Origin of the sequence: Aquabacterium sp. A7-Y, assembly GCF_026153205.1 — a bacterium.
Classification (GTDB): Bacteria; Pseudomonadota; Gammaproteobacteria; order Burkholderiales; family Burkholderiaceae_C; genus Caldimonas.
This window is the reverse complement of the sequence record NZ_JAPFBW010000020.1, coordinates 66569-91475: the sequence shown is the minus strand read 5'-3', so window position 1 is coordinate 91475 and position 24907 is coordinate 66569. Positions and strand designations below refer to the sequence as shown.

Sequence of the window (24907 nt, the reverse complement as noted above, 5' to 3'; positions counted from 1 at the left end):
TTGCCGGGCTCGGCGCGCTGAATACTACAGCTTGTAAACGCGGCTCAGCGCGCCGGCTCGCGCGCGCTGACCTGCTGGTGGATCAGGATGGCGCCTGCGACGACCAGGGCGACCACCACCGCCAGCAGCGCGAAGCTGCCCAGGCCCGGATCGCGCACGGCCTCGGTGACGCGGTCGATGAAAAGCACCGTCATGCAGATACCCGGCGCCATGCCGAGGAAGGTGCCGAGCAGGTAGTCGCGCAGCCCGATGTGCGAGGCGCCGGCAACCACATTGACCAGTGTGAAGGGCGCCACCGGCAGCAGGCGCACCACGGTCATCGCCACGACGCCGCGGTGCGCCAGCACCCGGCTGAGCCGGTTGATGCGCCGGCCGGCGAAACGCCGCACCAGCTCGCGCCCGAGGGCACGGCCGATGCCGTAGGTCACGGCCGCGCTCAGCAGGGAACCCATCACCGCATAGACCAGGCCCTCGGTGGGCCCGAACACGATGCCGGTAACGGCGATCAGGGCCGTGACCGGCATGGCCACCAGTCCGGCCAGCACATAGGCCAGCAGGGTCAGCAGCGGGGCCAGCCGGTGTTCGCGCACCTGCTCCGCGGCGCGCATCAGGACGTCGAGATCCAGCAACCCCTGCAGCGGTGTGACGCGCCAGGCTGCCGCCAGGGTGCCGAGGCCGAACACCGCCGCGGCGATCGCCAAGGTGCGGCGCGAGACGCGCGGCTTGGCTTCCTTGGGGACGAACTGGGCGACAAAACGGTCAGGCTGCAGCGGCGCCTCGGGGTCGATGAAGGCCTGCTCGGGCAGCAGCGCCTCCAGCTCGGGCGCGACCTCGGGGCGCGAAGGCGCCAAGGTGCGCCGGCCCTCCTGGCGCAGGCTCTCGATGGCGGCGTTGAGCCGGCCGAACTGGCGCAGCGCCGCCGCGACCCGGTCGGGGGCGACGTCCAGGTGCTCGGCCAGCAGCCGGTTGCGCAGCAGCGCGACGGCCGCCCGTACCCGGGCGGCGGCCGCCGCGTCGGCCTGGCCCGCCGCTTCGACCACCAGGTTGCATTCGGTGTCGAAGCCCATCGAACGGTTGGAGATGTTGGCCGAGCCGACCGAGAACAGCTCGTCGTCCACGGTCATGACCTTGCTGTGTACGTTGAGACACTGTTTGCCCAACTCGGGAATCTGCGGGCAGTAGGCGCGGAAGCGCCGGTGCACGTCGGCCGCCGCCAGCCGCCGGTGCAGGCGGGAGCGCAGCACGCCCATCGTGCTCTCTTCGAGCCAGCCGCTTTCGCGCTGCGGCGTCACGACCACCACGTCCGGCCCCTCGGGTTCGGCCAGCCGCTGGGCGATCGCGGCGCCGACGGCGGCGGAGCTGAAGTACTGGTTCTCGATATAGATGTGAGATCGCGCCGAGGCGATCGCGTCCTGGTGCATCAGCCGTATCTCGTCGACGCCGTCGAAGCTGTCGAAGCGCGGCTCGGTGCGCGCGACCGCGACCCGCACGTCCTCCAGGTCCGCCTGCAGCCTCGGCGGCCACGGCGAGGGGCCCTGTGGCGCCGCCTGCGGGGGCTTGAGCCGCTGGCCGGTGGCGCGGCACCAGCGCTCGCGGGCCAGCTCGCCGAGGGCCGCGGCCACCGGGCCCTCGACGATCACGCCCACGTCGTGGAAGGGGCCGTAGGGCTTGCCGTCCGGGTCGATGCGCAGCGGTTCGCCGCAGGCGTGCTCCGAGGTGTCCCAGCGGCAGCGGGTCAGGTCGAAGCCGCCGACGAAGGCCACCCGGTCGTCGACCACCACCACTTTCTGATGGTGGGAAGCGCCGAAAGGGTGGCGGTCGTCGAGGCGAAAGCGCAAGTGCCGATGGGTGCGCCAGTCGAGCTTGTAGGTGGTGAGCCATTCGCGCTCCAGCGCGAACAGCATCGCGAAGTCCCAGCTCAGTACATGCGCCTGGATGCCGTTGCCGCGCGCGACCACCGCATCGAGGAAGTCGCCCAGCGGCTCGGGCAGTCCGTCATTGGCGCCCTCGGGCACCAGGCGCATGCGGCTGTCGATGTCCCAGCCGAGGATGAAGATGGAACGCCGGGCCTGCGCGACCGCAGAGCGCACGGCGCTGAAATAGGCCTGGCCGTCGATCAGGAAGGCCAGCCGCTCGGCCGGCTCGATGCGCCAGCAGTTCCTGCCGGCTTCGAGCACTGGCGAAGGTCCGGGTTCGAGCGTCGGTTCGCGGGCGGGCGGGACCTGGGGCACTGTGCTCATATTGCTGTTCTTGATGCCGGATTGCGGTGGAGCAGGCCCAGCAAGAGCCGATCCTGCCAGGCGGGCCTTGCAGCTTGACGTGCCCATCCGGGCGCTCATACACTCATTACCGCTCCGGGGTGCACCGTGAAAGGTGCTGAGATGGCAAAGGCAGCCGAACCCGCGAACTTGATCCGGTTCATACCGGCGGAAGAAGAGCTGAAACGTGTTCCTTGTTGTGTCCCGCTCCCGCGGGACGGCGCCTCTGGCGCCCGCAGGGCCACTTTCCGGAGCAAAGGCATCAACCGGAAAGGAGTCCTGATGAACGCACCCGACAAGCTTGCGCACGACAAGCTCACACAACTGCTGGCGCTCACCCGCGAGCCGTTTCCCGCCTCCCGCAAGATCTATGTCGAGGGCCGAGCCCACCCGGAGTTGCGGGTGCCCATGCGAGAGGTGAGCCTGAGCAACGGCGAGGTCGTCTCGCTCTACGACACGTCCGGCCCCTACACCGATCCCGGCGCCGAGATCGATGTGCGCCGCGGCCTGCCGGCGCTGCGTGCGCCGTGGATCGAGGCGCGCGGCGACACCGAGGCCTATGCCGGCCGCAGCCACCAGGCGCTGGACGACGGCGCACGGCACGAGGAGCGCGATGCCGGCCGCCTGGAGCAGCTGCGCATCGAAGCCGCCGCGCTGCAGCGCACGCCGCGCCGTGCGCGCTCCGGCGCCAACGTCACGCAGATGCACTATGCCCGCCGCGGCATCGTCACGCCGGAGATGGAATACGTCGCGATCCGTGAGAACCAGCGGCGCCTCGACCGCGAGGACTGGACCGCCGCCTACCTGAACGATCCGGAACGCGAAGCGCGCCTGCGCGGCCAGCCGCTGGGCGCGCGCATCCCGGCCTTCATCAGTCCCGAGTTCGTGCGCGACGAGGTGGCGCGCGGGCGCGCCATCATCCCGGCCAACATCAACCACCCCGAGATCGAGCCGATGGCGATCGGGCGCAATTTCCTGGTCAAGATCAACGCCAACATCGGCAACTCGGCCGTCACTTCCAGCATCGAGGAGGAGGTCGAGAAGCTGGTGTGGGCGATCCGCTGGGGCGCGGACAACGTGATGGACCTGTCCACCGGACGCAATATCCACACCACACGCGACTGGATCATCCGGAACTCGCCGGTGCCCATCGGCACGGTGCCGATCTACCAGGCCTTGGAGAAGGTCGGCGGCGTCGCCGAGGACCTCACCTGGGAGATCTACCGCGACACGCTGATCGAGCAGGCCGAGCAGGGCGTCGACTACTTCACCATCCACGCTGGCGTGCGCCTGCCCTTCATCCCGATGACCGCGCGGCGCCGCACCGGCATCGTCTCGCGCGGCGGCTCCATCATGGCCAAGTGGTGCATCGCCCACCACCGCGAAAGTTTCCTGTACACGCACTTCGAAGAGATCTGCGAGATCATGAAGGCCTACGACGTGAGCTTCTCGCTGGGCGACGGGCTGCGCCCCGGCTCGGCCGCCGATGCGAACGATGAGGCCCAGTTCGCCGAGCTGCGCACGCTGGGCGAGCTGACCCGGCTGGCCTGGAAGCACGACGTGCAGACCATGATCGAGGGCCCGGGTCACGTGCCGATGCACATGATCCAGGCCAACATGGAGGAGCAGCTGCGGCACTGCCACGAGGCGCCGTTCTACACCCTCGGGCCGCTGACCATCGACATCGCGCCGGGCTACGACCACATCGCCAGCGCGATCGGTGCCGCGATGATCGGCTGGTTCGGCACCGCGATGCTCTGCTACGTGACGCCCAAGGAGCACCTGGGCCTGCCCGACCGTGAGGACGTCAAGCAGGGCATCATCGCCTACAAGATCGCCGCGCATGCGGCCGATGTCGCCAAGGGCCACCCGGCAGCGCGCGCCCGCGACGACGCCTTGTCCAACGCCCGCTTCGAGTTCCGCTGGCACGACCAGTTCAACCTCTCGCTCGACCCCGACACCGCGCGCGACTTCCACGACGAGACCTTGCCGAAGGAGTCCAGCAAGGTGGCTCACTTCTGCTCGATGTGCGGACCGAAGTTCTGCTCGATGAAGATCACCCAGGAGGTGCGCGAATTCGCCGCCAAGCAGGGGGTCAGCGAGGACACCGCGCTGGCGCAGGGCTTGCAGGCCAAGAGCGATGAGTTCAAGCGCTCGGGCGGCGAGATCTACATCCCCATCCAGCCACAGGCCTGAGCAGGGCAAGCACCATGGCAAGCCTCATCACTGAAGGCCGGGCGGGGGCGCCGGGGCCGCATGCCGGCATCGCCGGCGCCGGGCTGCTGGGCCGGCTGCTGGCCTGGTGGCTGGCCGGCCGAGGCTGGCGGGTCACGGTGTTCGACCCGGCCGCCGGGCCCCAGGCGCGCGGCGCCGCGGGCTGGACGGCGGCCGGCATGCTGAGCCCCTATGCCGAGCTGGAGTGCGCCGACACGCGCGTCGCGGCCCTCGGCGTTCGTTCCCTGCAGCTGTGGCAGGACATCGTCGCGCGCCTGCCGGGTGAGGTCGACTTCCGCCGCTCGGGCAGCCTGCTGGTGGCGCATGCCGCGGACCTGGGGGCGGCGCGTCGCCTGATCGACCTGCTGCAGGCCAAGGCGATCGACGAGGCCTGCCCGCAGCCGCTGGCGCCGGCCGCGCTGCGCGCGCTGGAGCCCGCCATCCACGGCCCGGCCCACGCCTGGTTGCTGGAGCAGGAAGGCCAGATCCACACCGTGCAGGCCATGCAGGCCCTGGCCGAAGGCGCCACCCAGCGCGGCGTCTCGTGGTGCTGGGGCCGCAGCGTGCGTTCGGTGCTGCCCGGCCGGCTGGTCTGCGACGACGGCGAGCATCGCTACGACTGGGTCTTCGACGTGCGCGGCGTGGGGGCGCGGCCCGAGCTGCCGGTGCGCGGCGTGCGCGGCGAGATCTTCTGGCTGCACGCGCCGGGCGTGCCCTTGGGGCGGCCGGTGCGGCTGTTGCACCCACGCTGGCGCGTCTACCTGGTGCCGCGGCCCGGCGACCTGGTCGTGGTGGGCGCCAGCGAGATCGAGTCCGAGGACCGCTCGCCGGTGTCCTTGCGCAGCACGCTGGCGCTGCTCAGCGCGGCTCACAGCGTGGTGCCGGAGCTGGCCGAGGCCCGCATCGTGCACAGCGAGGCCAACCTCCGGCCGGCCTTGCCCGACAACCTGCCTGGCCTGCAGTCGAGTGCCGGGCTGACGCGCATCAACGGCCTGTTCCGCCACGGCTGGCTGATCGCGCCGGCGCTGGTCGAGCAGGCGGTGGCGGGTATCGAGCAGCCGCAGCACCAGGAGCTTTTGTCATGAATGTCTTTGGAAACGCGGCGACCGACGCCTATGTGTTGTCCAGCACGCCGGACGCGGTGATGGTCACCGTCAACGGCGCACCGCGTCATGTGTGCGCTGGCACCAGCCTGGAGCAGTTGCTGCAGCGCCTGGGGCATGCGCCGACGACGGTCGCAACCGCCGTCAACGGCCAGTTCGTGGCACGCGGCGCGCGCGCCGGTTGCCGCCTGCAGGCGGGCGACCAGGTCACCTGCTTCGAGCCCATCGTGGGAGGCTGAACATGGACCACAACAGCGCGGACTTCCTGATCGGCGGCGTCGCCTTGCGCAGCCGCTTTTTCCTGGGGACCGCCGGCTATCCCTCGCCGGGTGTGCTGCGCGAGGCCATTGCCGCCTCGGGCACCGAGGTGGTCACGCTGGGCCTGAAGCGCCAGCTCTCGGGCAGTGCCGGCGACAACGGCTTCGTCGAAATCATCCGCGCCAGCGGCGCCCGACTGCTGCCCAATACCGCCGGCTGCCGCACCGCGCGCGAGGCGGTCACCTTGGCCCACATGGCGCGCGAGCTGCTGCAGACGCACTGGATCAAGCTGGAGGTGGTGGGCGACGAACACACCCTGCAGCCCGACCCCTTCGAGTTGGTGGATGCGGCGGCGCAGTTGGTGAAGGACGGTTTCGAGGTGTTCCCCTACTGCACCGACGACCTGGTCAGCTGTCAGCGCTTGCTCGATGTCGGCTGCAGCGTGCTGATGCCCTGGGGCGCGCCGATCGGCTCCGGGCAGGGTCTGCTCAACCCCTGGGCCCTGCGCACGCTGAGGGCCAGGCTGCCGCAGGTGCCGCTGATCGTCGATGCCGGCATCGGCGCGCCCTCGCACGCCGCCCAGGCGATGGAGTTGGGGTTCGACGCCGTGCTGCTCAACTCGGCAGTGGCGCAGGCGAGCGATCCGGTCGGCATGGCGGGTGCCTTTCGCGCCGCCATCGAGGCGGGGCGGCTCGGCTACCGCAGCGGCCTGCTCGCGCCGCAGCCGATGGCCGTGGCCTCGACCCCGGTCGCCGGGCGACCCTTCGAAGTCTGAGAAGAAAAGATCCCGCTGATGAGCCTCCCCATCATCTGGAGCGTCGCAGGCTCCGACAGCGGCGCCGGCGCCGGGGTGCAAGCCGATCTGAAGGCTTTCGAGGCCTTCGACGTCCATGGCTGCACCGTCATCTCGGCCCTGACCGCGCAGAACTCCACCGCGGTGCAGAGCATCGAGCCGGTCTCGCCCGCGATGTTCGAAGCTCAGCTCGCAGCCCTGGCCGAGGACCTGCCGCCGCGGGTCATCAAGACCGGCCTGCTGGGCAGCGCCGAGCATATCGATACCCTGGTGCACTGGCTGGACCGGCTGCGTGAGCATCAGCCGGTCGCGCTGGTGGTCGACCCGGTCTGGCGCGCCAGCACCGGCTCGACCCTGAGCGGCGAGCCGCTGCGCGAGGCGCTGCTGGGCCGGCTGCTGCCGCGCGCCACCGTCGTCACCCCCAACCGCGCCGAAGCGGCCTGGCTGCTGGCCGGGGAGCCCTTGCTGCGCCATGGCGACGTGGCCTCGGCGGCGGCGGCGCTGCGCGCACTCGGGCCCGAGGCCGTGGTGGTTACCGGGGGCGACGCGGGCGGCGCGCTGGCGCTCGACTGGCTCGACACACCGCAGGCACGCGGCTGGCTGAGCGGGCCGCGGCTGGACACGCCGCACCACCATGGCACCGGTTGTGTGTTCGCCGCCTCCATGGCCGCGGCCTTGGCGCTGGGCTTCTGCAGCGCGGATGCGGCGGTGCTCGGCAAGATGAGCACGACCGAGGCGCTGCGCCTGTCGTACCCGGCAGGGCAGGGCGCGGGTCCGGTGCGTCCGCGCCGCGGTTTCGCCTTGCGTCCCGGTGCGCTGCCCGGCCTGCATGCGGGCGAGCCGGACGAGGTCCGGTCTTTCGCGCCGCTCCTCGAGCGGCAGCTGGGCCTCTATGCCGTGGTGGACAGCGGGGCCTGGGTCGAGCGGGTCCTGCGCGCCGGCGTGCGCGCGGTGCAGCTGCGCATCAAGGACGCGACCGCCGCGGCGCTGTCGCGCGAGATCGGAAGGGCCGTCGCCGCCGCCCGGGCTGCCGGCGCACAGCTTTTCATCAACGACCACTGGCAACTCGCGATCGAGCACGGTGCCTATGGCGTGCACCTGGGCCAGGAAGACCTGCAGGCCCACGGCGAGGAGGCCCTGCGGCGGCTGCGCGAGGCCGGCCTGAGGCTGGGCTTGAGCACCCACAGCTACTGGGAGGTGTGCCGCGCCCGCGCGCTCGCGCCCAGCTACATCGCCTGCGGACCCATCCACGCCACCGTGACGAAGGACATGCCGTGGTGGCCGCAGGGGCCGGGCAACCTGGCCTACTGGTGCCAGGTGCTCGACCAACCGGTGGTCGCGATCGCCGGCATGGACGAGCCGCGCAGCCTGGAAGCGATACGCTGCGGCGCCGCGGGTGTCGCGGTGTTGCGGGGCATCACCCATGCCGCCGACCCCGAGGCCGCGATCGCGCGCCTGCAGCAGGCCATCGCGGCCGGTGGGGCGGCCGAGGCGCTGCCAGCGCCGGCACTGCCGCGCAGCACGCTGCCCGGCCCGGTGTCCGGGGTCGCTGCTGCTTCCTGAGCGTGCCCGCGAACCCGCTCCCGGGTTTGCGCTTTACACTGACGCGTTCCGCATCCGTCACCCCTCTTCATTCATGACCGAAGCCATTGCCCAGCCCGTTCACGTGATCCGCCGCCATCCCGAGCCCGCCGACGCAGGGCAGCGCTGGAGCGTCGATGCGGTCGAGGCCCTGTTCGATCTGCCTTTCAACGACCTGCTGTTCCAGGCCCAGCGTGTGCACCGCGAGCATTTCCAGGCCAACGAGATCCAGCTGTCGACCCTGCTGTCGATCAAGACCGGCGGCTGCCCGGAGGACTGCGCCTACTGCCCCCAATCGGTCCACTACGACACCGGCGTGGAGGCCGGCAAGCTGATGGAGGTCGAGGCGGTCCGCGCCGCGGTGGAGGCCGCGCGCGAGCAAGGCGCGACACGCTTCTGCATGGGCGCCGCCTGGCGCGCGCCCAAGGACCGCGACGTCGAGAAGGTGGCCGAGCTGGTGCGGGTGGTGAAGGACGCCGGCCTGGAGGCCTGCTGCACGCTGGGCATGCTGAGCGAGACCCAGGCGCGCACGCTCAAGCATGCCGGACTGGACTACTACAACCACAACCTCGACACGGCTCCGGAAGCCTACGGCCGCATCATCTCGACGCGCGACTACCAGGACCGGCTCGACACCCTGGAGCACGTGCGCTCGGCCGGCATGAACGTCTGCAGCGGCGGCATCGTCGGCATGGGCGAGTCGCGGCGCGAGCGCGCCGGGCTGGTGGCCCAGCTGGCCAACATGGAGCCCTACCCGGAGTCGGTCCCCATCAACCATCTGGTGCAGGTCGAAGGCACGCCGCTGCACGGCATCGAGGCGCTCGACCCGCTCGAGTTCGTCCGCACCATCGCGGTCGCGCGCGTCACCATGCCGAAGGCACGCGTGCGCCTGTCGGCCGGGCGGCAGCAGATGAGCGACGCGGTGCAGGCCCTGTGTTTCCTGGCCGGCGCCAACTCGATCTTCTACGGCGACAAGCTGCTCACCACCGGCAACCCGGACTGGGAGCGCGACCAGCGGCTGTTCACCAAGCTGGGGCTGCAGGCGGGCTGAGGCGGGGCCACGCCGCGCCGCTGCCCCGCCGGGGCACGGCGCTTGCCGGACTGCGGGACCGAGAACCAGCCGGAGCACCCGCATGCCGCAAGACAAGAAGACGCTGCCGCCGCAGCACCAGGACGTCCAGCCCGGACACGAAGGCCTGATGGATCCGCCGCCCGCCTCGGATGCCGAGGGCTATGTGGGCAGCGGCAAGCTGCGCGGCAAGGTCGCCATTGTCACCGGCGGCGACAGCGGCATCGGCCGCTCGGTCGCGATCTGTTTCGCCAAGGAGGGCGCCGACGTCGTGATCGTCTACCTCAACGAGCACCAGGACGCGGCCCACACCATCCAGAAGGTCGAGGCGCAGCAGGTGCGCTGCCTGGCGCTCGCCGGGGACCTGGGCGAGGAGAGCTTTGCCGAGCAGGTGCTGCGCTCGACCCTGGAGACCTTCGGCCGCATCGATGTGCTGGTCAACAACGCCGCCGAGCAGCACCCCAGGGAAAAGATCGAGGACATCTCCGCCAGCCAGCTCGAGCAGACCTTCCGGACCAACTTCTTCTCCATGTTCAACCTCTCGAGGCTGGTGGTGCCCCACCTGCCCGAGGGCGGCAGCATCGTCAACACGACCTCGGTCACGGCCTACCGGGGCAGCGCCCACCTGCTGGACTACGCCTCGTCCAAGGGCGCCATCGTCGCCTTCACCCGCTCGCTGGCGCAGCAGCTCGCCAAGCGCAAGATCCGGGTCAATGCGGTGGCGCCCGGGCCGGTGTGGACGCCGCTGATCCCGTCCACCTTCGACGAGGACGAAGTGGAGAGCTTCGGCGCCAAGGTGCCGATGGCCCGGCCTGGCCAGCCGGACGAGATCTCGCCCAGCTACGTCTTCCTGGCCTCGCGTGACGCCAGCTACATGACCGGACAGGTGCTGCACCCGAACGGCGGCGAGGTCATCAACGGCTGAGGTGCACTCAGCCCGCGTCGCGCGCCAGCCGCAGCCCGCTGAACTGCCAGCGCGCCTGCGGCGGGAAGAAGTTGCGGTAGCTGGCGCGCAGGTGTGAGGCCGGCGTCGCACAGGAGCCGCCGCGCAGCACCATCTGGTTGATCATGAACTTGCCGTTGTACTCGCCCACCGCGCCCGGTGCCGCGCGGAAGCCGGGGTAGGGCAGGTAGGCGCTCTGGGTCCACTCCCAGGTGTCGCCGAACATCTGGGCCAGCGGGTCGCCGTTGGCGGGGCGCGGGTGGAAGAGGCCCTGCTCCAGCAGGCAGCCGCGACCCGAGCCGGTCCCGCTGCCGGGGGGGCCCAGGCTGGCGGCCGCGGTCTCCCACTCGGCCTCGGTGGGCAGGCGGGCACCGGCCCAGCGCGCATAGGCGTCGGCCTCGTAGTAGCTGAGGTGGCAGACCGGCTCGCCCGGTGCCGGCTCGCGCTCGCCCTGCAGCGTGAAGTGCCGCCAGCCGGCTGCCTCGTTCTCGCCGTCACGCTGCCAGTAGAGCGGCGCCTGCCAGCCCTCCCGGCTGCACAGGTCCCAGCCGTCCGACAGCCACAGCTCAGGGCGCCGGTAGCCGCCGTCCTCGATGAAGGCCAGGTATTCGGCGTTGCAGACCAGCCGCGAAGCGAGCTCGAAGGGCGCCAGCCAGGCCGTGTGGCGCGGCTGCTCGTTGTCGAAGGCGAAAGCCGGGCCGGCATGTCCGAGCTCGGTGCGACCGCCCTCGAAGCCGACGAAACGCAGTGGGCCGGGAGGGTCCCCGACCGGGCGCTTGCCCAAAGGCCGGTAGGCCGGCAGCAGGGGATTGCGCGAGAAGTGGTGCTTGAGGTCGGTGAGGATCAGCTCCTGGTGCTGCTGCTCGTGGTGCAGGCCCAGCTCGACCAGGGCCAGCAGGTCCGGCGCCAGCGCACGCTGCTCCAGCAGCGCCGCGACCTGCTGCTCGACTGTGCGGCGGTAACTCTGCACCTCCGCGAACGAGGGCCGGGAGAGCAGGCCGCGCTCGGGCCGCGGGTGGCGTTCCCCGACGCCGACGTAGTAGCTGTTGAAAAGCCGGCGGTAGGCCGGATCCACCGGCCGCCAGCCGCCCGGGGCGCGTTCCAGCACGAAGGTCTCGAAAAACCAGGTGGTGTGGGCGATGTGCCACTTGACTGGGCTGGCGTCGGCCATCGACTGCAGCATGCAGTCCTCGGGCGTCAGGCCTTCGACCAGCGCGTCGGTCTGCCGGCGCACCGCGCGGAAGGTGGCAAGCAGGGCTGGCGCGGCGGGCGGGGCCGCGGGGGCAGGGGGCATCCAGGCCATGGCGGGTCCTTCAGGCGCCGGCGACGAAAACATGGAACCAGCCGCGCTCGTCGCTCCAGTGCCAGCTGCTGCCGAAGCCGGCTTCGCGCAGCAGGGCGGCGAAGGACTCCGGCGTGTACTTGTAGGAGTACTCGGTGACGATGGCCTCGCCGTCGTCGAAGACGCGCTGGTCGGTGCCGAGGTGCACCTGCTGCACGCCCTGGGCCACCAGGTGCATCTCGATGCGGCTGTCGCGGCTGTTGAAGACCGCCCGGTGCGCGAAGCGCCGCGCGTCGAAGTCGGCGTCGAGCTCGCGGTTGACCACCCGCAGCACATTGCGGTTGAAAGCGGCCGTGACGCCCAGCGCGTCGTCATAGGCGGCCTCCAGCACCGCCTTGTCTTTGACGCCGTCGATGCCGATCAGCAGCCGTCCCTCGGGGCCGAGGTGCTCGCGCACCGAGCCGAGCAGCGCCAGCGCCTGCTCGGGCGGGAAGTTGCCGATGGAGGAGCCCGGGTAGAAGAACACGCGCGGCCAGTGCGGGCGTTGGCCCAGTACGTGGTGCAGTTGCAGCGGCCGGGTGAAGTCGGTGGCTACGCCGACGAACTCGACCTCGACGAACTGTTGACCACCGGCCTGCAGCGACATCGAGAGCCATTCGGGAGAAATGTCGACGCCGACCCAGCGGCGCGCCTCCACCGGCTTCAGCCAGGGCCAGGACTTGGCGCCGTCGCCGCAGCCCAGGTCGACCCATTGCACACCGCGTGGCAGGCGGCGCGCGATCGCGTCCCGGTGACGTTCGAAGATCGCAGCTTCGGTGCGTGTCGGGTAGTACTCGGCCAGCTCGCAGATGGCGCTGTAGAGCGCGCAGCCCTGCGCGTCATAGAAGAATTTGGGCGAGATGTGGGCGGGCCGCTGCAGCAGCCCGTTGCGCAGGTCGAGCAGGCGCTGGTCGCTGTCCTCCACCAGGCCGACGGAGATCCATGCCGGCACCCCGCGTCGCGCAGGCGAGGCAGGGTGTCGGGCATCCGGGAGGTCGGCGGGAGCGGGCTGGGACAGGAGCGGAGGGGAGGCGAGGTGTTGCAACTGTGGCTTCATGCGCCGGCCCGCTCGGAGTCGCCACGGCGGGCGGGGCGGGCGGCGGCGGCCGTCGAAGGGGTGCGGTTCGCGGTCTTGTTCGTGTTCATGTCACTCTCGGATGGGCGACGCCCGGCGCAGCGGTGCGGGCGGGCGGGGCCGGGACACGACAGCCGTCCTGGCCGCAGAGGGCCCCGCTGCGCCGGTCCGATCGGGGCAGCGGGGCGGTGAAGGGGGGTCAGTGCGTGCGGTCCGGCTGGGACGGCGAAGAGATGCGTTCCAGCGTGCCTTCGACGTCTGCCGGATGACGGGTTGCAAGGTCGCCCAGCGAAACGATGCCCACCAGCCGGTTGTCGCGGTCGACCACCGGGACGCGGCGGATCTGCACGTCGCTCATCTGCTTCATCACCTCGTCGACCGGCTGGTCCTCGAAGCACCAGCGCACCTGATCGGTCATCACGTCGCCGACATGGGTACCGTCGGCCGGCAGGCCGGCGGCCACCGCGCGCACGGTGATGTCGCGGTCGGTGATCATGCCCACCAGGCGGTCGCCGTTGCAGACGGGAACGGCGCCGACGTTCATCTCGTCCATCACCCGGGCTGCCGATTGCAGGGAGTCGTCGGGCGAGACGACCCGCACATTCCGGGTCATCACTTCGGAAATCTGTTGCATGGTGTTCTCTCCTTCATGGCGTCAAGGGACACGACAACCGACACTTTGGCCGCCGCCTGCGGTCGCCGTCAAGGGCGATGGCGACGCTGCCGGTCGGGCCGCGCCGTTCCCTGCAGCGCTTCGCAATCGCCATGCCCGCTGCGGCTGTCCGCCTGGCTGGACGGGCACGCGCTCGGGTGACGACGGCGTTGCGCCGCCCGGCAGGCGCCGGTCCCGGTAAAAAGGTATGCCAGGCGATGTAGATCGCGCCGGCCCAGCGCCTCGCCGAAGGCGTGCTCAGAAAAATGTCGTCACGGCTTGCCATGTCAATGCCGACAGAATGAGTCAAGGCACACCTTGCCCGCGTCCCGGGTCACAACAGGAATACCATGGCTAGCAGCAGCTCCTCCCCCTCGTCATCCTCGTCCGCTCCGTCCCGCTACCTGATACTGCCCACTGCGGGTTTTGTCACCGGCGGCCTGTCCTCCGCCACCGCCGAGCATGCCTTGCGCCAGCTTCTGCCGATGCAGCAGGAGGGGCGCGCCTCCCTGGGCGGCTTGTCGCTGCGTGTGCTCGCCTCAGCGGCGAGCGACGGCACCAAGGTGGTCGAGCTGACGCCCGACGAGGCAGCTTTGGTGCAATCCCAGCTGCCCGGCCTGCGTATCGTGCCCGAGCGGCGCTACACACCGGCCCGCGCGCCGCGGGTGGAAGTGCTCAACCGGGTCGCCCCCACGCAGGAGGCCCCGCTGCGTGAGCTCACCGTGCGTATCGTCGCCGACGGGGCAGAGCCACGGCCGCTGTCGGACTGCATGGTGGTGGTGCTGACCGATGCCGACAGCCGGACCGGTGCCCAAGGGGTGACCGACGCGCAGGGCGAGGTGCGGCTGCAACTGCCCGGCAGCGTCACGCGTGCGCCGCTGGTGGTCGCTTATCCGCTGCACGGCGGCTGGCCGCGCGAGTGGCAGGATGTCGAACTCGAAGCAGTGACCCAGCTGCATGTCGTGGGGCTGGATCGCAGCTTCGCCGATGCCCGGCGCCGTCTCTACGGCGAGCCGGAACCGTCGGCGGGCGCCGGCGTGAAGGTCGCCGTGATCGACACCGGCGTCGGGCCGCATGCCGATCTGCCAGTGGCCGTCGGACGCAATACCACGCTGGTCGAGCCGGTCGAGGAATGGCACGACGAGGAGGGCCATGGCACCCACGTGGCCGGCGTCATCGCGGCGCAGCTGCGCGAGGGCGGCTTCAACCTCGCGGGCGAGGCGCCGCAAGTCGCGCTGCACGCCTATCGCGTGTTCGAACGCGGCGAGGGCGGAGCGTCGAACGCCGCCATCCGCGAAGCGATCCGCCAGGCCGTGCTCGACGGCTGCGACATCATCAACATGAGCCTCGGCGGGGCCGGCAGCGACCCGGCGATTTCCGAGGCGATCCAGTTCGCGCGCCTGAGCGGCGCCATCTGCGTCTGCGCTGCCGGCAACGAGGGCGGCCCGGTCAGCTACCCGGCCAATGACCCGCTGTCGCTGGCCGTCTCGGCGCTGGGCGTGAAGGACGCCTGGCCCGAGGGATCGGCCCAGGCCCGCCACCTGAGCGAGCCGCCGGGCGAGTACGACACCTTCGTCGCACGCTTCTCCAACCGCGGGCCGCAAATCCGGCTGGGTGCCCCCGGGGTCGGCATTGTCTCGACCATCCCGCAAGACCGCTGGGGCGTGATGGATGGCACCTCGATGGCCAGCCCGGTGGCTGCGGGCGTGCTGGCGCGTGCGCTGGCGGCCTCGCCCGAGCTGCTGCAGGCACCGCGCGACGCCAAACGGTCGGAAGCCATCCTGGCGCTGGCGGCAGAACGCGCCGACGACCTGGGTTTCGCCCCGACTTTGCAGGGCAAGGGGCTGGCGAGATAATTCGCCGATGTCCAGGTTCGTCCTCTATTGCCGGAGCCTCGAAGCCATCGCGCCCTCGGACGTGCCGGAGCCCGAGGCGGCCGCGCGGGCGGTGCGCGCCGCCGGTGCGACGGTCCTGGGCCGGGGCAGCGGCACTCTGATCATCGAGGCCCAGCCCGAACAGGCCGAGCGCATCGCGCGCCAGCTGCCGGGCTGGTCCTGTACCCCCGAGACGCGCGACATCCGCACGCCGCGCCCCCCGCGCCTCGGCGCGGGGTGAGGCGGTGGCCGCGCCGCGGCGCCGCGTTCAACCGTAGGCGCCCTGGCGCGCCGGCCCGCCGGGCATTCCGGTGGTCGGGAGCCGCGAGTCGGTCTGCCCCTGCGGCGGGGCGGTTCCCGCCACCTCGCGGCAGCTGTCGGCACAGCGTCGGCAGGCGGCTTCGCAGTCCTCCAGGGAACCGAGCTGTCGGCAGCTCTGCGCGCAGGCTCCGCACACCTTGGCGCACAGCGCGCACACCTCGCTGTGCAGGGTCGATCCGCTGAGCATGAAGTTGGCCGTCGCCTGGCAGAGGTCGGCGCAGTTCATCATCAGGCTGAGGTGGTCCTGCTCGGCGTGGGGGCCGCCGAGATCCAGGCATTGCCGCAGGGCGGTGCCGCGGCAAGCGGCCCAGCATTGCAGGCAGTCCTCGATGCACTGTTGAACCCGGGGGTCGTTCACGATACCTGTCACGGTGGGCTCCGGCTTGCTGACCTCCGCTGTCTGGCAAGCCCCGTACCCAGCCGGGAATGCCTCTTGCCGTTTTCCTTGCGAGCAGGTTCAAGAAGGGCGACCGCCCACACAGCAAGGAAAGCGAGGCATTCGATGAAAACCTGGACCGCAGCCGTGAAAGACGCCGTCGTCTCGGGCGGTGCCGCCAGCATCACTTCCGCGGCACTGTTGGCGCTGCGCGGACGCAAAGAGACCGGCAGCGCCGTGGCGCCGCTCAATGCCACCAGCCACATCATCCACGGCGACGAGGCGCTGAACGTCGACCGGCCCACCGTGCGCCACACCGCGACCGGCGCCGCGCTGCATGCCGCTTCCGGCATCTTCTGGGGGGTGCTGTTCGAGAAACTGCTGGGCCGCGAGCGCGAGCCGCGCAGTGCGGCAGCCGTGGCGCGCAACGCGATCAAGGCCACCGCGGTGGCGGCCGTGGTCGACCTGGTGGTCGTGCCCAGGCGGTTGACCCCGGGCTTCGAGCGCCGCCTGTCGGGCAAGAGCCTGTGGATGGTCTACGGCGGCCTGGCTGTCGGCATGGCGATGGGCGCCTGGCTGATGCGGCGGCGCTGAGCGCCTTCCCGGGGCAAAAAAACGGGCCCCGAGGGGCCCGTTGCAAGGCACAGCGGACTGTGCTTCTCTCAGGAGGAAACCAACGACAAGAAAACAAAATTCGGGGTCGAGTCCGGCCTGGCCATCCTTCAGTGGCCGAGCTGCAGGCCGCCGGCAGCCTTGCCCTTGCCGGCGCGGGCCGGCGGGTTGCACATGCCGCACACGAAGTGCTTGGCGATCTCGTGCGGGTGCGTGACGAAGTGGCCGCCGCACTTGGAGCACTTGGTCAAGGTCAGCATGCCGTTGTCGATGAACTTCACCAGGCGCCAGGCCCGCGTCACCGACAGCAGCGGCTCCAGCCCCTGCGCCTGGGTCTGCTCCAGGTACAGCCGGTAGGCCTTGATGATGGTGTCGATCTCGTCGATCTCCGCCACCTTGTTCAGGTACTCGTGGATGTTCAGGAACAGCGAGGCATGGATGTTCGGCTGCCAGGTCATGAACCAGTCGGTCGAGAACGGCAGCTGGCCCTTCGACGGCGACTTGCCCGACACCTCCTTGTACAGGCGCAGCAGGCGCTCGTAGGACATGTCGGTCTCGGACTCCAGCACCTGCAGGCGGGCACCCAGCTGGATCAGCGTGACGGCACGTTCGATCTGCTTGGCTTCGCTCAGGATGCTCTTGGTGCGCATGGGCGGGGTCCGTGTCTCAGTGAGGAGGGGGATGAAGGGGATCGAGGCGGGCGCGACTCAGGCCGCTTCCTGGTGCCGGCCGGCCAGCACGATGGAAGCGTGCAGGCGCGAGGTGGCGTCGTTCGCGGCGGTGGTCTTGCCATGGTTGGTCAAAAGGCCCCAGACCAGTTCGTCATCGAACCGGAAGCGGCACAGCAAGGTGTTGCCCGAGGCGATCTTCATCATCTGCGCGGGGCTCAGCACCGCCAGCAGGTCGGCGGTGTCTTCCGACACGCCCAGGCGGTAGAGGGCCTGTTCGCGGTCGCTGCGGATCAGGTTCTGCGCCAGCATCAGGTAGGACAGGTTGGCTTCGCGGATCTCGCTGAGGATCTGGTCTGCGGTGGCGGTCATGGTGAACTCCTGCGTCTGTCCTGAACTTCTTGACTGGGGTGCAAACCGGGGCTTGCTCGATGGATTGAATTCTGGCGAAGCTTGAGGCCTGGAAACATCAGGTTGCTTCTGTCCGCTGTGTCGCCTCCGTCTGATGTGCTTGTCAGGCAACTTCCTACAGGACTTCCCGGTATACCGTCCAATTCCGGCTCAAGCCGTGCGGCTGGCACGCCGAGGGCCCGCCCCGGGCGAACCGGGGCGAAGGGTTTCATTCCATGATGGGGACGACCTTGAAAACGTCGGCCTCGGGCCAGCGCTGAGCGGCCATCGCTCGGGCGCTGGCGAGCGCTTCGTCGCGCTCGGGCTGTTTCACTTCGAGCCACTGAGGGCCGCTGTCGCCTGCCGGGTATTTGAAGGCCACCAGCCAGCCTGTGATTTCGCCGAACATTTCTGCATCTGCCTGTAACAGTGACATGAGCAGGCGATGGTAGCGAGCACCTCCGGCCTGCGGGCAGGGGCGCGGAGGGCGGGCGAGGAATTGTGCCGGGAAGCCCGGATCGGGAGAGGGGCCAGGGCCGGGAGGAAGCGGTGCAGCACCGGCACAGCCGCCGGCGCCGCCACTCAGCCGGGATCCCGCAGAACGGTCGGGTGCCGGCGCTCGAAGACGGTTTGGCAGTCGGCGCAGCGGGTGGCGCTGGGCTGAGCCTGCAGGCGGGCGTAGGCGATGTCTTGGCCGCAATCGACACACTCGCCGTAGCTGCCGGCCTGGATGCGCTCGAGCGCGGCCTCGATGTCGAGCAGCTCCTCGATGTCGCGTTCGGTCTCGACGTGGCGTATGCCGGCCTGGAGGTGCGCGGCCGCGGCGTCCCCGTGGTCGCCGACCACACCTGCCTGTCCCACGGCAAGTTCTTCTTTGGCCTGGCGCGACAGCCGCACTTCACCTTGCAGCTTCTGCTCGCGCTCCTTGAGCTGTGCTTTCAACGACGACAGCTGAGCGTCTGACAAGGAAGTCATCTTGGCCTTTCTCTGCGGACCGGGGTCCGCACGATTGCGGGGTCGGCCCGGCGGCAGCGGGCCGGCGGGCCTGTCGTTCACCAGCAAATCCGGGGCCGGCTCACTCGACCTCGTCCCGCTCGCGCAGTCGCTTGCAGTGCGGATGGTTCACGTATTGCGGCTTCCTGCATTGCGTCTGCATGCAGTAATACAACGAGAAATTGGTCCTCGGCTCGCACAAGGTGCGGGGATTCGACGGTTCGCTGGCGCCCACCCGCCGCGTCGCCGTGGAGCCGGCGCCCGTCTCCTCCTCGCGTGGCAGCCCGGCCGCCGCTTGAGGCGGGGGAGTTTCCAGCGGCGTCGTGGCGGCGGCCACCGGGGGCATGGCCGGCGCTGCAGCGAGGGCGGAGGCTGCCGGGACCGGCGCCGGCGGTGGGGCGGCGGGCGTTGCGGCGACCGGGTCGACGGGCGGCGTCGCCGGCGCGGGGGCTGCCGGAGCCGGGGTCGGCGGTGGCATCGGCGCGGCAGCGACAGCCGGCGGGGCGGCTGGCGGCGTCGCAACTGTCGGCGCGGGAGCGGGCGGCACCGCCGCGGGGGTGGGCGGCACGGCCCCGGGGGTGGGCGGTGCCGGGCGGGGCTGCGTGAGTGCCGGGTCGCTCAGCGAGCTGCCTGCGATCTGACGCAGCACGGCCTCGGCGTGGCGGCGTTCGTTCCATTTCCAGGCACCCAGGCCGATGGCGACCAGGACGGCGAGCATCAGGCCCCAGCGCACCATGCCGCCGCTACTGCGTCCGGCGGCGCGGTCATCTTCGTCGGCCGCGCGTGTTGCCGTCCAGCGCTCGGGATCCGGCTTGAGGTCGGGCAGCGAGCCGAGCGCGACATTGAGCGCCGCCATCACGGCGGCGTCGGACGGGACTTCGTCCGGCTTGCCGGTCGCAGGCCCGGGCGCTGCACCCGCCGCGGCGGGCCTCGGTGTGTCCGGCCCGGGAAAGACCGAAAACAGCGTCGGCACTTCCTGCGGCGGCTGGGTCGAACGCGGCGGTGGCATGGCGGCCGCGATGCTTGCCGCAGACGGCGTCACCGGAGGTGGAGCAGCCGCAGCCGCCGCCACGACAGCGGGGGGCGGGCCGCTCGGACGCCCGCCGTCGTGGCGATTGAGGGCTTGACGCAACTGCTCGACGTTCTGAGGCCGGTCCTGGGGACGCACGGAAAGGGCCCAGTCGATCGCTGCCAGGAAGCCCGGGCTGTAGCGCACCTCGGGGAAAGTCGCCTGCAGCGACTGGACCACCTCGCTCAGCGGCTTGAGCTGGTCATCAACGGCCCTGACGGTGGACGGCAACGGCGAGCGGCCGCTGATGCAGTAATAGACCACCGCCGCCAGCGCATAGAGATCGGTCCACGGACCTTGCTGGAGATGGCCGGCCTCGGCGTACTGCTCGATAGGCGCGAAGGCGGGCTTCAGGATGGCGGTGAGGGTCTGCGTCTTGTCGCCGATCACCCGGCGGGCGGCGCCGAAGTCGAGCAGCACCGGGCGGCCGTCGGGCAGCAGCAGGATGTTGTCAGGCGCGATGTCGCGGTGGTAGCAGGAGCCTTCGTGCAGAACCTCCAGCGCCCCCATCAGGGAATGCAGCAGCCGGCGCAGCCAGGCCTCGTCGGGCGGCGTGCGCATCGCCAGCCGGGCCTCCGCCAGCGTGGGGCCCTCGTAGTAGGGCATCACCATGTAGGCGGTGCCGTTGGCTTCCCAGAAGCGGTAGACACGCACCAGCGAGGGGTGGTCGAAACGGGCCAGCAGGCGCGCCTCGTTGACGAAGGAGCGCAGTCCCAGCGCGAAGGTCTCGGCATGCGAGGAAGCACGCAGCGTCACCTGTGAACGGGCGCCACGCGACGCCAGCGCGGCTGGCAGGTACTCCTTGACTGCGACATGCCGCTGCAGGTCGTGGTCGACGGCGAGGTAGACGATGCCGAAGCCGCCTTCGCCCAGCACACGCTCGATTTCGTACTCGGCGACGCGCGCTCCATGACCCAGCGCATCCTGGCTCGGCGCGGCCTGGGCGTGGGTCGGTTCGAAACCCGCAGGATGGCGGTCGGTGGAGACGGACTGTTGGGATGGGTAGGTCATCGAATCAAGTGCGGAGAGCGAAGTCGCTCATGAAGCCGGGCGCAAGTGCATCTCGGCAATGATTGTGACCGTTTATAGACGAAAGACGCGCGTAAACCGTAGCCAAGGGTGACCCCGGCCCCTGCCGGCAGCCCCTGGATGCGGGGGCCCGTGCCGCTGCGACCGCGGCTGCACGGGCCCGTCGCGCGCTCACGCCGGAGCGGTCGCGCAGTTGTTTCCTTTTGAATCTGCGGGCGTCGGAGCCGCTTCACAGGGAAGCGGCATCCCGGCCGTCGGGCCGCACAGCCGGCCCGCCGAGCAGGCCGACCATGTCGCCGCCGCGCACAGGCCGCGCGAAGTCGTCGAAGCCGCCGCTTTGTGCGTCGGCCGCCGTCGCGGGCGCTCCCTCGCGCAGTCGGCGTGTATCGTGCACCAACTGCCCCAGCACCGCGATCACGGTGATCATGAGGATGAGGTGCAGCAGCAGGGCGTTGGGCAAGGGGGCGCTGGCCTCGGGCACCAAGAGGCAGAGCCCCAGTGCTCCCCACGAGACGGCTCGGCGCTCTTTCCAGTGCACGGTCACGACCACCGTCAGGGCGGTCAGCATGCCGGCGACGAATAGTGCTTCCATCGAGTCCTGTTCCATCACGGGCCCTCCCCAAGCCGCCCCGCGGCGGCCGTGCGGACACCTCAGCAATCGAAGTGCCCGCGCCAGCCTCACTGGTCAGGGAGGGCGGGGCGCGACCGCTGATCCTGCGGGCTTGGCAGGGTTGCCAGGGCGCCGGACACTGCCAGGCGGCAGAACTTGCCGAACCGGCCGGGCAAAAACGCAGCCTCCGGTGCTCGGCGGCGCTGGTGCACGTGCTGGGGCGCAGCGTGGCGAGGGCGGCCCGGATGACCCTGCGGGCCGTTGCGAATTCCCGGCAAGGCGCGCGTGCAAGCTCCTATAGTGGGGGTTCGGCATTTTCCGGCCCGCGGGCGGCTGTGCGCCAACTGCAACCAGAGGCGGCATGCCGACCGACGACACCCAGGCCCCGGCGCCCGCCGGGGCGGCAACAGGAGAACTGTATGCTGGCTGCCCAATGCGTGTGCTCGTTGCTGCAAGCCGAGCACGCGGTGATTCGTCAAACGCTCGCGACACTGGACGAGATGTTGCGGGCCCAGGCGTGGTGGCAGCCGGGCATGTCGCTCACCCGCATGAAAGGCCTGCTGCATTTCCTCGGCAGCTTCCGCGATGGTGGCCCTCACCTCAAGGAGCGCGATCAGTTGCTGCCCCTGATGCGGGGCCGTTCCAGCGAGGCCGACCGGCTCATCGCCCTGATCGAGGAGGGCCAGCGCCAGGCGGCCTTCCTATTGGCCCGGTGTCTCCAAGCGCTCGATCGCATCGCCGCCGGCGAACTGCGCCTGGTCGGCGAGCTGTCGGCGCTGGTGGAGCAGCACCGCGCCGAAGTGCTGCGTCTGCTCGACCACGAGGACCGGGCCCTGTTTTCCTTGGCCATCCAACTGCTGCGTGAAGAGGAGTGGTCCAGCATCGCGTCGGCGATGTCGCGGCTGCCGGCCCATCCCGGCACCCCGTCCGCCGGCCTCGCGGCCGCTGACGAGAGCGGTCCCGACCAGGCGCTGCTGCAACGCACGGCAGCGCGCGCCAGCCAGCAGGGCTGCGGGCCCGAGCTCCGGCTGCGTTGAGCACGACAAACGGCCGGCGCTCGGCTGTGCTCGCTTCCACGGAGGCCTGGGGAGGTCCTGATGGCCCAGATCTTCACTGATCGCATCGAGGCCGGACGCTTGTTGGCCGACCAGGTCGCGGCGCTGCAACTGCCTTCGCCGGCGGTGCTGGCGCTGCCGCGCGGCGGTGTGCCGGTGGCAGCCGAGGTGGCGTGGCGGCTGCAGGCGCCGCTGGACCTGCTGATCGTGCGCAAGATCGGCCTCCCCTGGCATCCTGAACTCGCCGTGGCCGCCTTGGTCGACGCCGATCCGCCGGTGCTGGTAACCGACGAACAGATCATGGCCTTGACGAACACCAGCCGCGCCCATGTCGAAGCACGCGCCCAGGTCGAAGCGCTGGAGATTGCGCGCCGGCGTGAACTCTACCTGCAGGGCCGGCAGCCTGTGGCGCTGCAGCGCCGCTCGGTGATCCTGGTCGACGACGGCATTGCGACCGGTACGACGGTGCGTGCCGCACTCAAGGCTCTGCGGGAACGCCAACCGGCGGCCTTGGTCCTGGCTGTCCCGGTGGCCGCACCGTCCACTGCCGAGGCCTTGCGGCCGGAGGTGGACGAGTTGGTCTGCCTCTTGCAGCCGCCGGAATTCCAGGCGGTCGGCGCCTACTACCGCGACTTCCACCAAGTGAGTGACGAGGAGGTCATCGCGGTGCTCCGGCAGACCGCGGGGATCTAGACCGCGCCTGCGCCGCGGTCCATCCGGTCCTTGCACGCCCTGGTTTCGGCTCGCCGCGCGCTGAGCCGTGACCGCGTCTCCTTGTCCGTTCCACAACTGCACAAGCGGCGGCTTGCGGAGGAAAACGGAATTCTTTGTTCGTTTGTTTTCGTTTTGTTCCTATTAGGTTTTCGATTTGGTTCGTTTCTGTTGACTTTGAGATCGTTTACGCGGACACTGCCTCCCGACGCGAGCACGTCCCGGCTCGCTCCCTCCCCGGGGCCTCCTTCACTGTCCGCTGCCATGGAACTTCGCAACGCCTGTCTTACGGAACTGAAAACCGCCGTTTTCGACACCCTGGTCATCGGCGCTGGCATCAACGGCGCCGTCACCGCGGCGGCCTTGGCGACCCGCGGTGCGCGCACCGCGCTGATCGACGCGCGTGATTTCGCCGGGGTGGCGAGCCAGCAGTCGTCCAACCTGGCCTGGGGCGGCATCAAGTACATGGAGTCGGGCGAATTCGGCCTCGTGAACAAGCTCTGCCTGTCGCGCAACCGCCTGATGCGCAGCTACCCGTCCTCGGTGCAGGAGATTCGCTTTTTCACCGTGCACGAGAAGAATTTCCGCCACTCGCTGCTCAAGCTGTTCGCCGGCACTTGGCTCTACTGGTTGATCGGCAGGGGGTTCACGCAAACGCCTCGGCTGCTCTCGCGCCGGAGCATCCAGGCCGAGGAGCCGGTCGTGAAGCTCGAGGGCTGCGACGGCGGATTCGAATACTCCGATGCCTACCTGGTCGACAACGACGCCCGCTTCGTGTTCCAGTTCGTGCGGGTGGCCATGGACGCTGGCTGCGCCGCCGTCAACTATGTCGAGTCCGAGGGGGCGCGACGCGACGCCGACGGCCTCTGGCGCGTGTCGGTGTTCGACAAGGTCGCTCAGGAGCGCTTTGAGGTCCGCGCTCGCACGCTGGTCAACGCGTGCGGCGCCTTTGTCGATCAGCACAACACCCGCAGCGGGCAGCGCACCGAGCACCGTCACGTCTATTCCAAGGGCATCCACCTGATCGTCCCGCGTCTCACTGAAAGTCGGCGCATCCTGACCTTTTTCGCGGACGACGGCCGGCTGTTTTTCGCCATCCCGATGGGCCACCGCACGTGCATCGGCACCACCGACACCCGCGTCGACGATCCGCTGCCTCAGGTCACCGACGAGGACCGGCGTTTCGTGCTGGACAACATCAACAAGCGTCTGAATCTCAAAACGCCGCTCACGGTGGCGGACATCATCTCGGAGCGCTGCGGCGTGCGGCCGCTGGTGGTGCGAGGCGGCGGGCAGGGCGAGCCGGACTGGCTGCAGATGTCACGCAAACACGTGGTGGAAACCGACCTGGCGAGCCGCCACGTCAGCATCTTCGGCGGCAAGCTGACCGACTGCATCAACGTCGGCGAAGAACTCTGCGAAGAGATCACGAAGATGGGTGTAGCGCTGCCTCACGCGGACCGGCGCTGGTATGGCGAGCCGCCCCTTACCCGGCGCGCCGCGTTTCTGCAAGCGTGGGCCCGCCTGGCCTGCCCGGCCGCGACGGGCGAGCGGCTGTGGCGGCTTTACGGGGAAGATGCCTTCGCGCTGCTGAAGGAGATCCAGGCCGACGCATCGGCCGCCGAAGTACCGATCGAGGGCAGCGGCTACATGCGATGTGAACTGACCTGGATCGCCCGACGCGAGATGGTCACCACGCTGGAGGACTTCCTGCGCCGCCGCAGTACGCTGGAACTCACGCTCGGCCGCCAGCGCCTGCGCGCCTCGCCGGGACTGCGAGAGGCGTGCCATCTGCTGTTCGGCGCCGCGGCAGAGCCCCAGTACCAGGCCTATGTCGCGCCGGCCCGGCCCGGCACGACAGCGCAGCAGACGGTGGCGCTGGCGGCCTGAGAAGCCGTCCTTCGGCCCGGCGCAGGCAGGAGCCCGGCAGCG

Annotated in this window: 24 protein-coding genes and 1 riboswitch; of the genes, 13 read left to right on the top strand and 11 right to left on the bottom strand. The window is 70.1% G+C overall.

Annotated elements, in window-relative coordinates:
- Positions 1-44: 44 nt before the first annotated feature.
- On the bottom strand, positions 45-2240 hold the full coding sequence (locus OOT46_RS18440; RefSeq protein ID WP_265405086.1) for a VTT domain-containing protein: 2196 nt from the start codon (positions 2238-2240) through the stop codon (positions 45-47).
- 105 nt (positions 2241-2345) lie between these two features.
- A riboswitch (TPP riboswitch) is annotated at positions 2346-2452 on the top strand.
- Positions 2453-2540: 88 nt separating this feature from the next.
- Between OOT46_RS18440 and thiC the strand changes: the two genes are divergently transcribed.
- From thiC to OOT46_RS18405, 7 genes are all read left to right on the top strand, one after another.
- Positions 2541-4454 carry a phosphomethylpyrimidine synthase ThiC gene (thiC, locus tag OOT46_RS18435; RefSeq protein WP_265405085.1) on the top strand — a complete coding sequence of 638 codons (1914 nt, stop codon included), beginning with the start codon at positions 2541-2543 and terminating at the stop codon, positions 4452-4454.
- Between the two features lie 14 nt (positions 4455-4468).
- Positions 4469-5557 carry an FAD-dependent oxidoreductase gene (locus OOT46_RS18430; protein ID WP_265405084.1) on the top strand — a complete coding sequence of 363 codons (1089 nt, stop codon included), beginning with the start codon at positions 4469-4471 and terminating at the stop codon, positions 5555-5557.
- Positions 5554-5814 (top strand): sulfur carrier protein ThiS, encoded by a 261-nt coding sequence (gene thiS / locus OOT46_RS18425; protein WP_265405083.1) that lies wholly within the window; start codon positions 5554-5556, stop codon positions 5812-5814. The genes OOT46_RS18430 and thiS overlap by 4 nt, the downstream gene beginning before the upstream one ends.
- A 2-nt stretch (positions 5815-5816) precedes the next feature.
- The gene (locus OOT46_RS18420) at positions 5817-6608 is read left to right on the top strand and encodes a thiazole synthase (RefSeq protein WP_265405082.1); all 792 of its coding nucleotides are present in this window, start codon (positions 5817-5819) and stop codon (positions 6606-6608) included.
- Positions 6609-6626: 18 nt separating this feature from the next.
- Entirely contained in the window at positions 6627-8189 is a 1563-nt protein-coding gene (thiD, locus tag OOT46_RS18415) for a bifunctional hydroxymethylpyrimidine kinase/phosphomethylpyrimidine kinase (protein ID WP_265405081.1), read from the top strand.
- 73 nt (positions 8190-8262) lie between these two features.
- Positions 8263-9258 (top strand): biotin synthase BioB, encoded by a 996-nt coding sequence (gene bioB / locus OOT46_RS18410; protein ID WP_265405080.1) that lies wholly within the window; start codon positions 8263-8265, stop codon positions 9256-9258.
- Between the two features lie 82 nt (positions 9259-9340).
- Positions 9341-10201: an SDR family oxidoreductase gene (locus tag OOT46_RS18405; protein WP_265405079.1), complete on the top strand. Its 861-nt coding sequence runs from the start codon at positions 9341-9343 to the stop codon at positions 10199-10201.
- 7 nt (positions 10202-10208) lie between these two features.
- Here the strand turns inward: OOT46_RS18405 and egtB are convergent, their stop codons facing one another.
- The 3 genes from egtB to OOT46_RS18390 form a co-directional block, all read right to left on the bottom strand.
- Positions 10209-11522 carry an ergothioneine biosynthesis protein EgtB gene (gene egtB / locus OOT46_RS18400; RefSeq protein WP_416136220.1) on the bottom strand — a complete coding sequence of 438 codons (1314 nt, stop codon included), beginning with the start codon at positions 11520-11522 and terminating at the stop codon, positions 10209-10211.
- 10 nt (positions 11523-11532) lie between these two features.
- Positions 11533-12492 (bottom strand): L-histidine N(alpha)-methyltransferase, encoded by a 960-nt coding sequence (egtD, locus tag OOT46_RS18395; RefSeq protein WP_265405078.1) that lies wholly within the window; start codon positions 12490-12492, stop codon positions 11533-11535.
- A gap of 322 nt (positions 12493-12814) precedes the next feature.
- Positions 12815-13249, bottom strand: a complete 435-nt coding sequence (locus tag OOT46_RS18390; protein ID WP_265405077.1) for a CBS domain-containing protein — start codon at positions 13247-13249, stop codon at positions 12815-12817.
- A 368-nt stretch (positions 13250-13617) separates the two neighbouring features.
- Between OOT46_RS18390 and OOT46_RS18385 the strand changes: the two genes are divergently transcribed.
- Complete coding sequence (locus OOT46_RS18385; protein WP_265405076.1) at positions 13618-15123, top strand: S8 family serine peptidase; 1506 nt, start codon at positions 13618-13620, stop codon at positions 15121-15123.
- 7 nt (positions 15124-15130) lie between these two features.
- Positions 15131-15382, top strand: coding sequence for a hypothetical protein (locus OOT46_RS18380; RefSeq protein WP_265405075.1), 252 nt, complete (start codon positions 15131-15133; stop codon positions 15380-15382).
- A gap of 27 nt (positions 15383-15409) precedes the next feature.
- Here OOT46_RS18380 and OOT46_RS18375 read toward each other — a convergent pair whose 3' ends face one another.
- A complete protein-coding gene (locus OOT46_RS18375; RefSeq protein WP_265405074.1) occupies positions 15410-15832 on the bottom strand; it encodes a four-helix bundle copper-binding protein in 423 nt (140 codons plus the stop codon).
- A gap of 132 nt (positions 15833-15964) precedes the next feature.
- Here OOT46_RS18375 and OOT46_RS18370 point away from each other — a divergent pair, with 132 nt between their 5' ends.
- Positions 15965-16432 carry a hypothetical protein gene (locus tag OOT46_RS18370; protein ID WP_265405073.1) on the top strand — a complete coding sequence of 156 codons (468 nt, stop codon included), beginning with the start codon at positions 15965-15967 and terminating at the stop codon, positions 16430-16432.
- Positions 16433-16560: 128 nt separating this feature from the next.
- On the opposite strand, the gene flhC is transcribed toward OOT46_RS18370, so the two are convergent.
- From flhC to OOT46_RS18340, 6 genes are all read right to left on the bottom strand, one after another.
- Positions 16561-17100, bottom strand: coding sequence for a flagellar transcriptional regulator FlhC (gene flhC, locus OOT46_RS18365; RefSeq protein ID WP_265405072.1), 540 nt, complete (start codon positions 17098-17100; stop codon positions 16561-16563).
- Positions 17101-17157: 57 nt separating this feature from the next.
- Positions 17158-17490: a flagellar transcriptional regulator FlhD gene (gene flhD, locus OOT46_RS18360; RefSeq protein WP_265405071.1), complete on the bottom strand. Its 333-nt coding sequence runs from the start codon at positions 17488-17490 to the stop codon at positions 17158-17160.
- A 247-nt stretch (positions 17491-17737) separates the two neighbouring features.
- Entirely contained in the window at positions 17738-17944 is a 207-nt protein-coding gene (locus tag OOT46_RS18355) for a hypothetical protein (protein ID WP_265405070.1), read from the bottom strand.
- Between the two features lie 146 nt (positions 17945-18090).
- Positions 18091-18483, bottom strand: coding sequence for a TraR/DksA family transcriptional regulator (locus OOT46_RS18350; RefSeq protein WP_265405069.1), 393 nt, complete (start codon positions 18481-18483; stop codon positions 18091-18093).
- 100 nt (positions 18484-18583) lie between these two features.
- On the bottom strand, positions 18584-20581 hold the full coding sequence (locus OOT46_RS18345; RefSeq protein WP_265405068.1) for a serine/threonine protein kinase: 1998 nt from the start codon (positions 20579-20581) through the stop codon (positions 18584-18586).
- 247 nt (positions 20582-20828) lie between these two features.
- A complete protein-coding gene (locus tag OOT46_RS18340) occupies positions 20829-21191 on the bottom strand; it encodes a hypothetical protein (RefSeq protein WP_265405067.1) in 363 nt (120 codons plus the stop codon).
- A 437-nt stretch (positions 21192-21628) separates the two neighbouring features.
- Here OOT46_RS18340 and OOT46_RS18335 point away from each other — a divergent pair, with 437 nt between their 5' ends.
- From OOT46_RS18335 to OOT46_RS18325, 3 genes are all read left to right on the top strand, one after another.
- Positions 21629-22246 (top strand): hemerythrin domain-containing protein, encoded by a 618-nt coding sequence (locus tag OOT46_RS18335; RefSeq protein WP_265405066.1) that lies wholly within the window; start codon positions 21629-21631, stop codon positions 22244-22246.
- Between the two features lie 60 nt (positions 22247-22306).
- Complete coding sequence (locus OOT46_RS18330) at positions 22307-22957, top strand: phosphoribosyltransferase (RefSeq protein ID WP_265405065.1); 651 nt, start codon at positions 22307-22309, stop codon at positions 22955-22957.
- A 282-nt stretch (positions 22958-23239) separates the two neighbouring features.
- The gene (locus OOT46_RS18325; RefSeq protein ID WP_265405064.1) at positions 23240-24865 is read left to right on the top strand and encodes a glycerol-3-phosphate dehydrogenase/oxidase; all 1626 of its coding nucleotides are present in this window, start codon (positions 23240-23242) and stop codon (positions 24863-24865) included.
- The last annotated feature ends 42 nt before the right edge of the window (positions 24866-24907 follow it).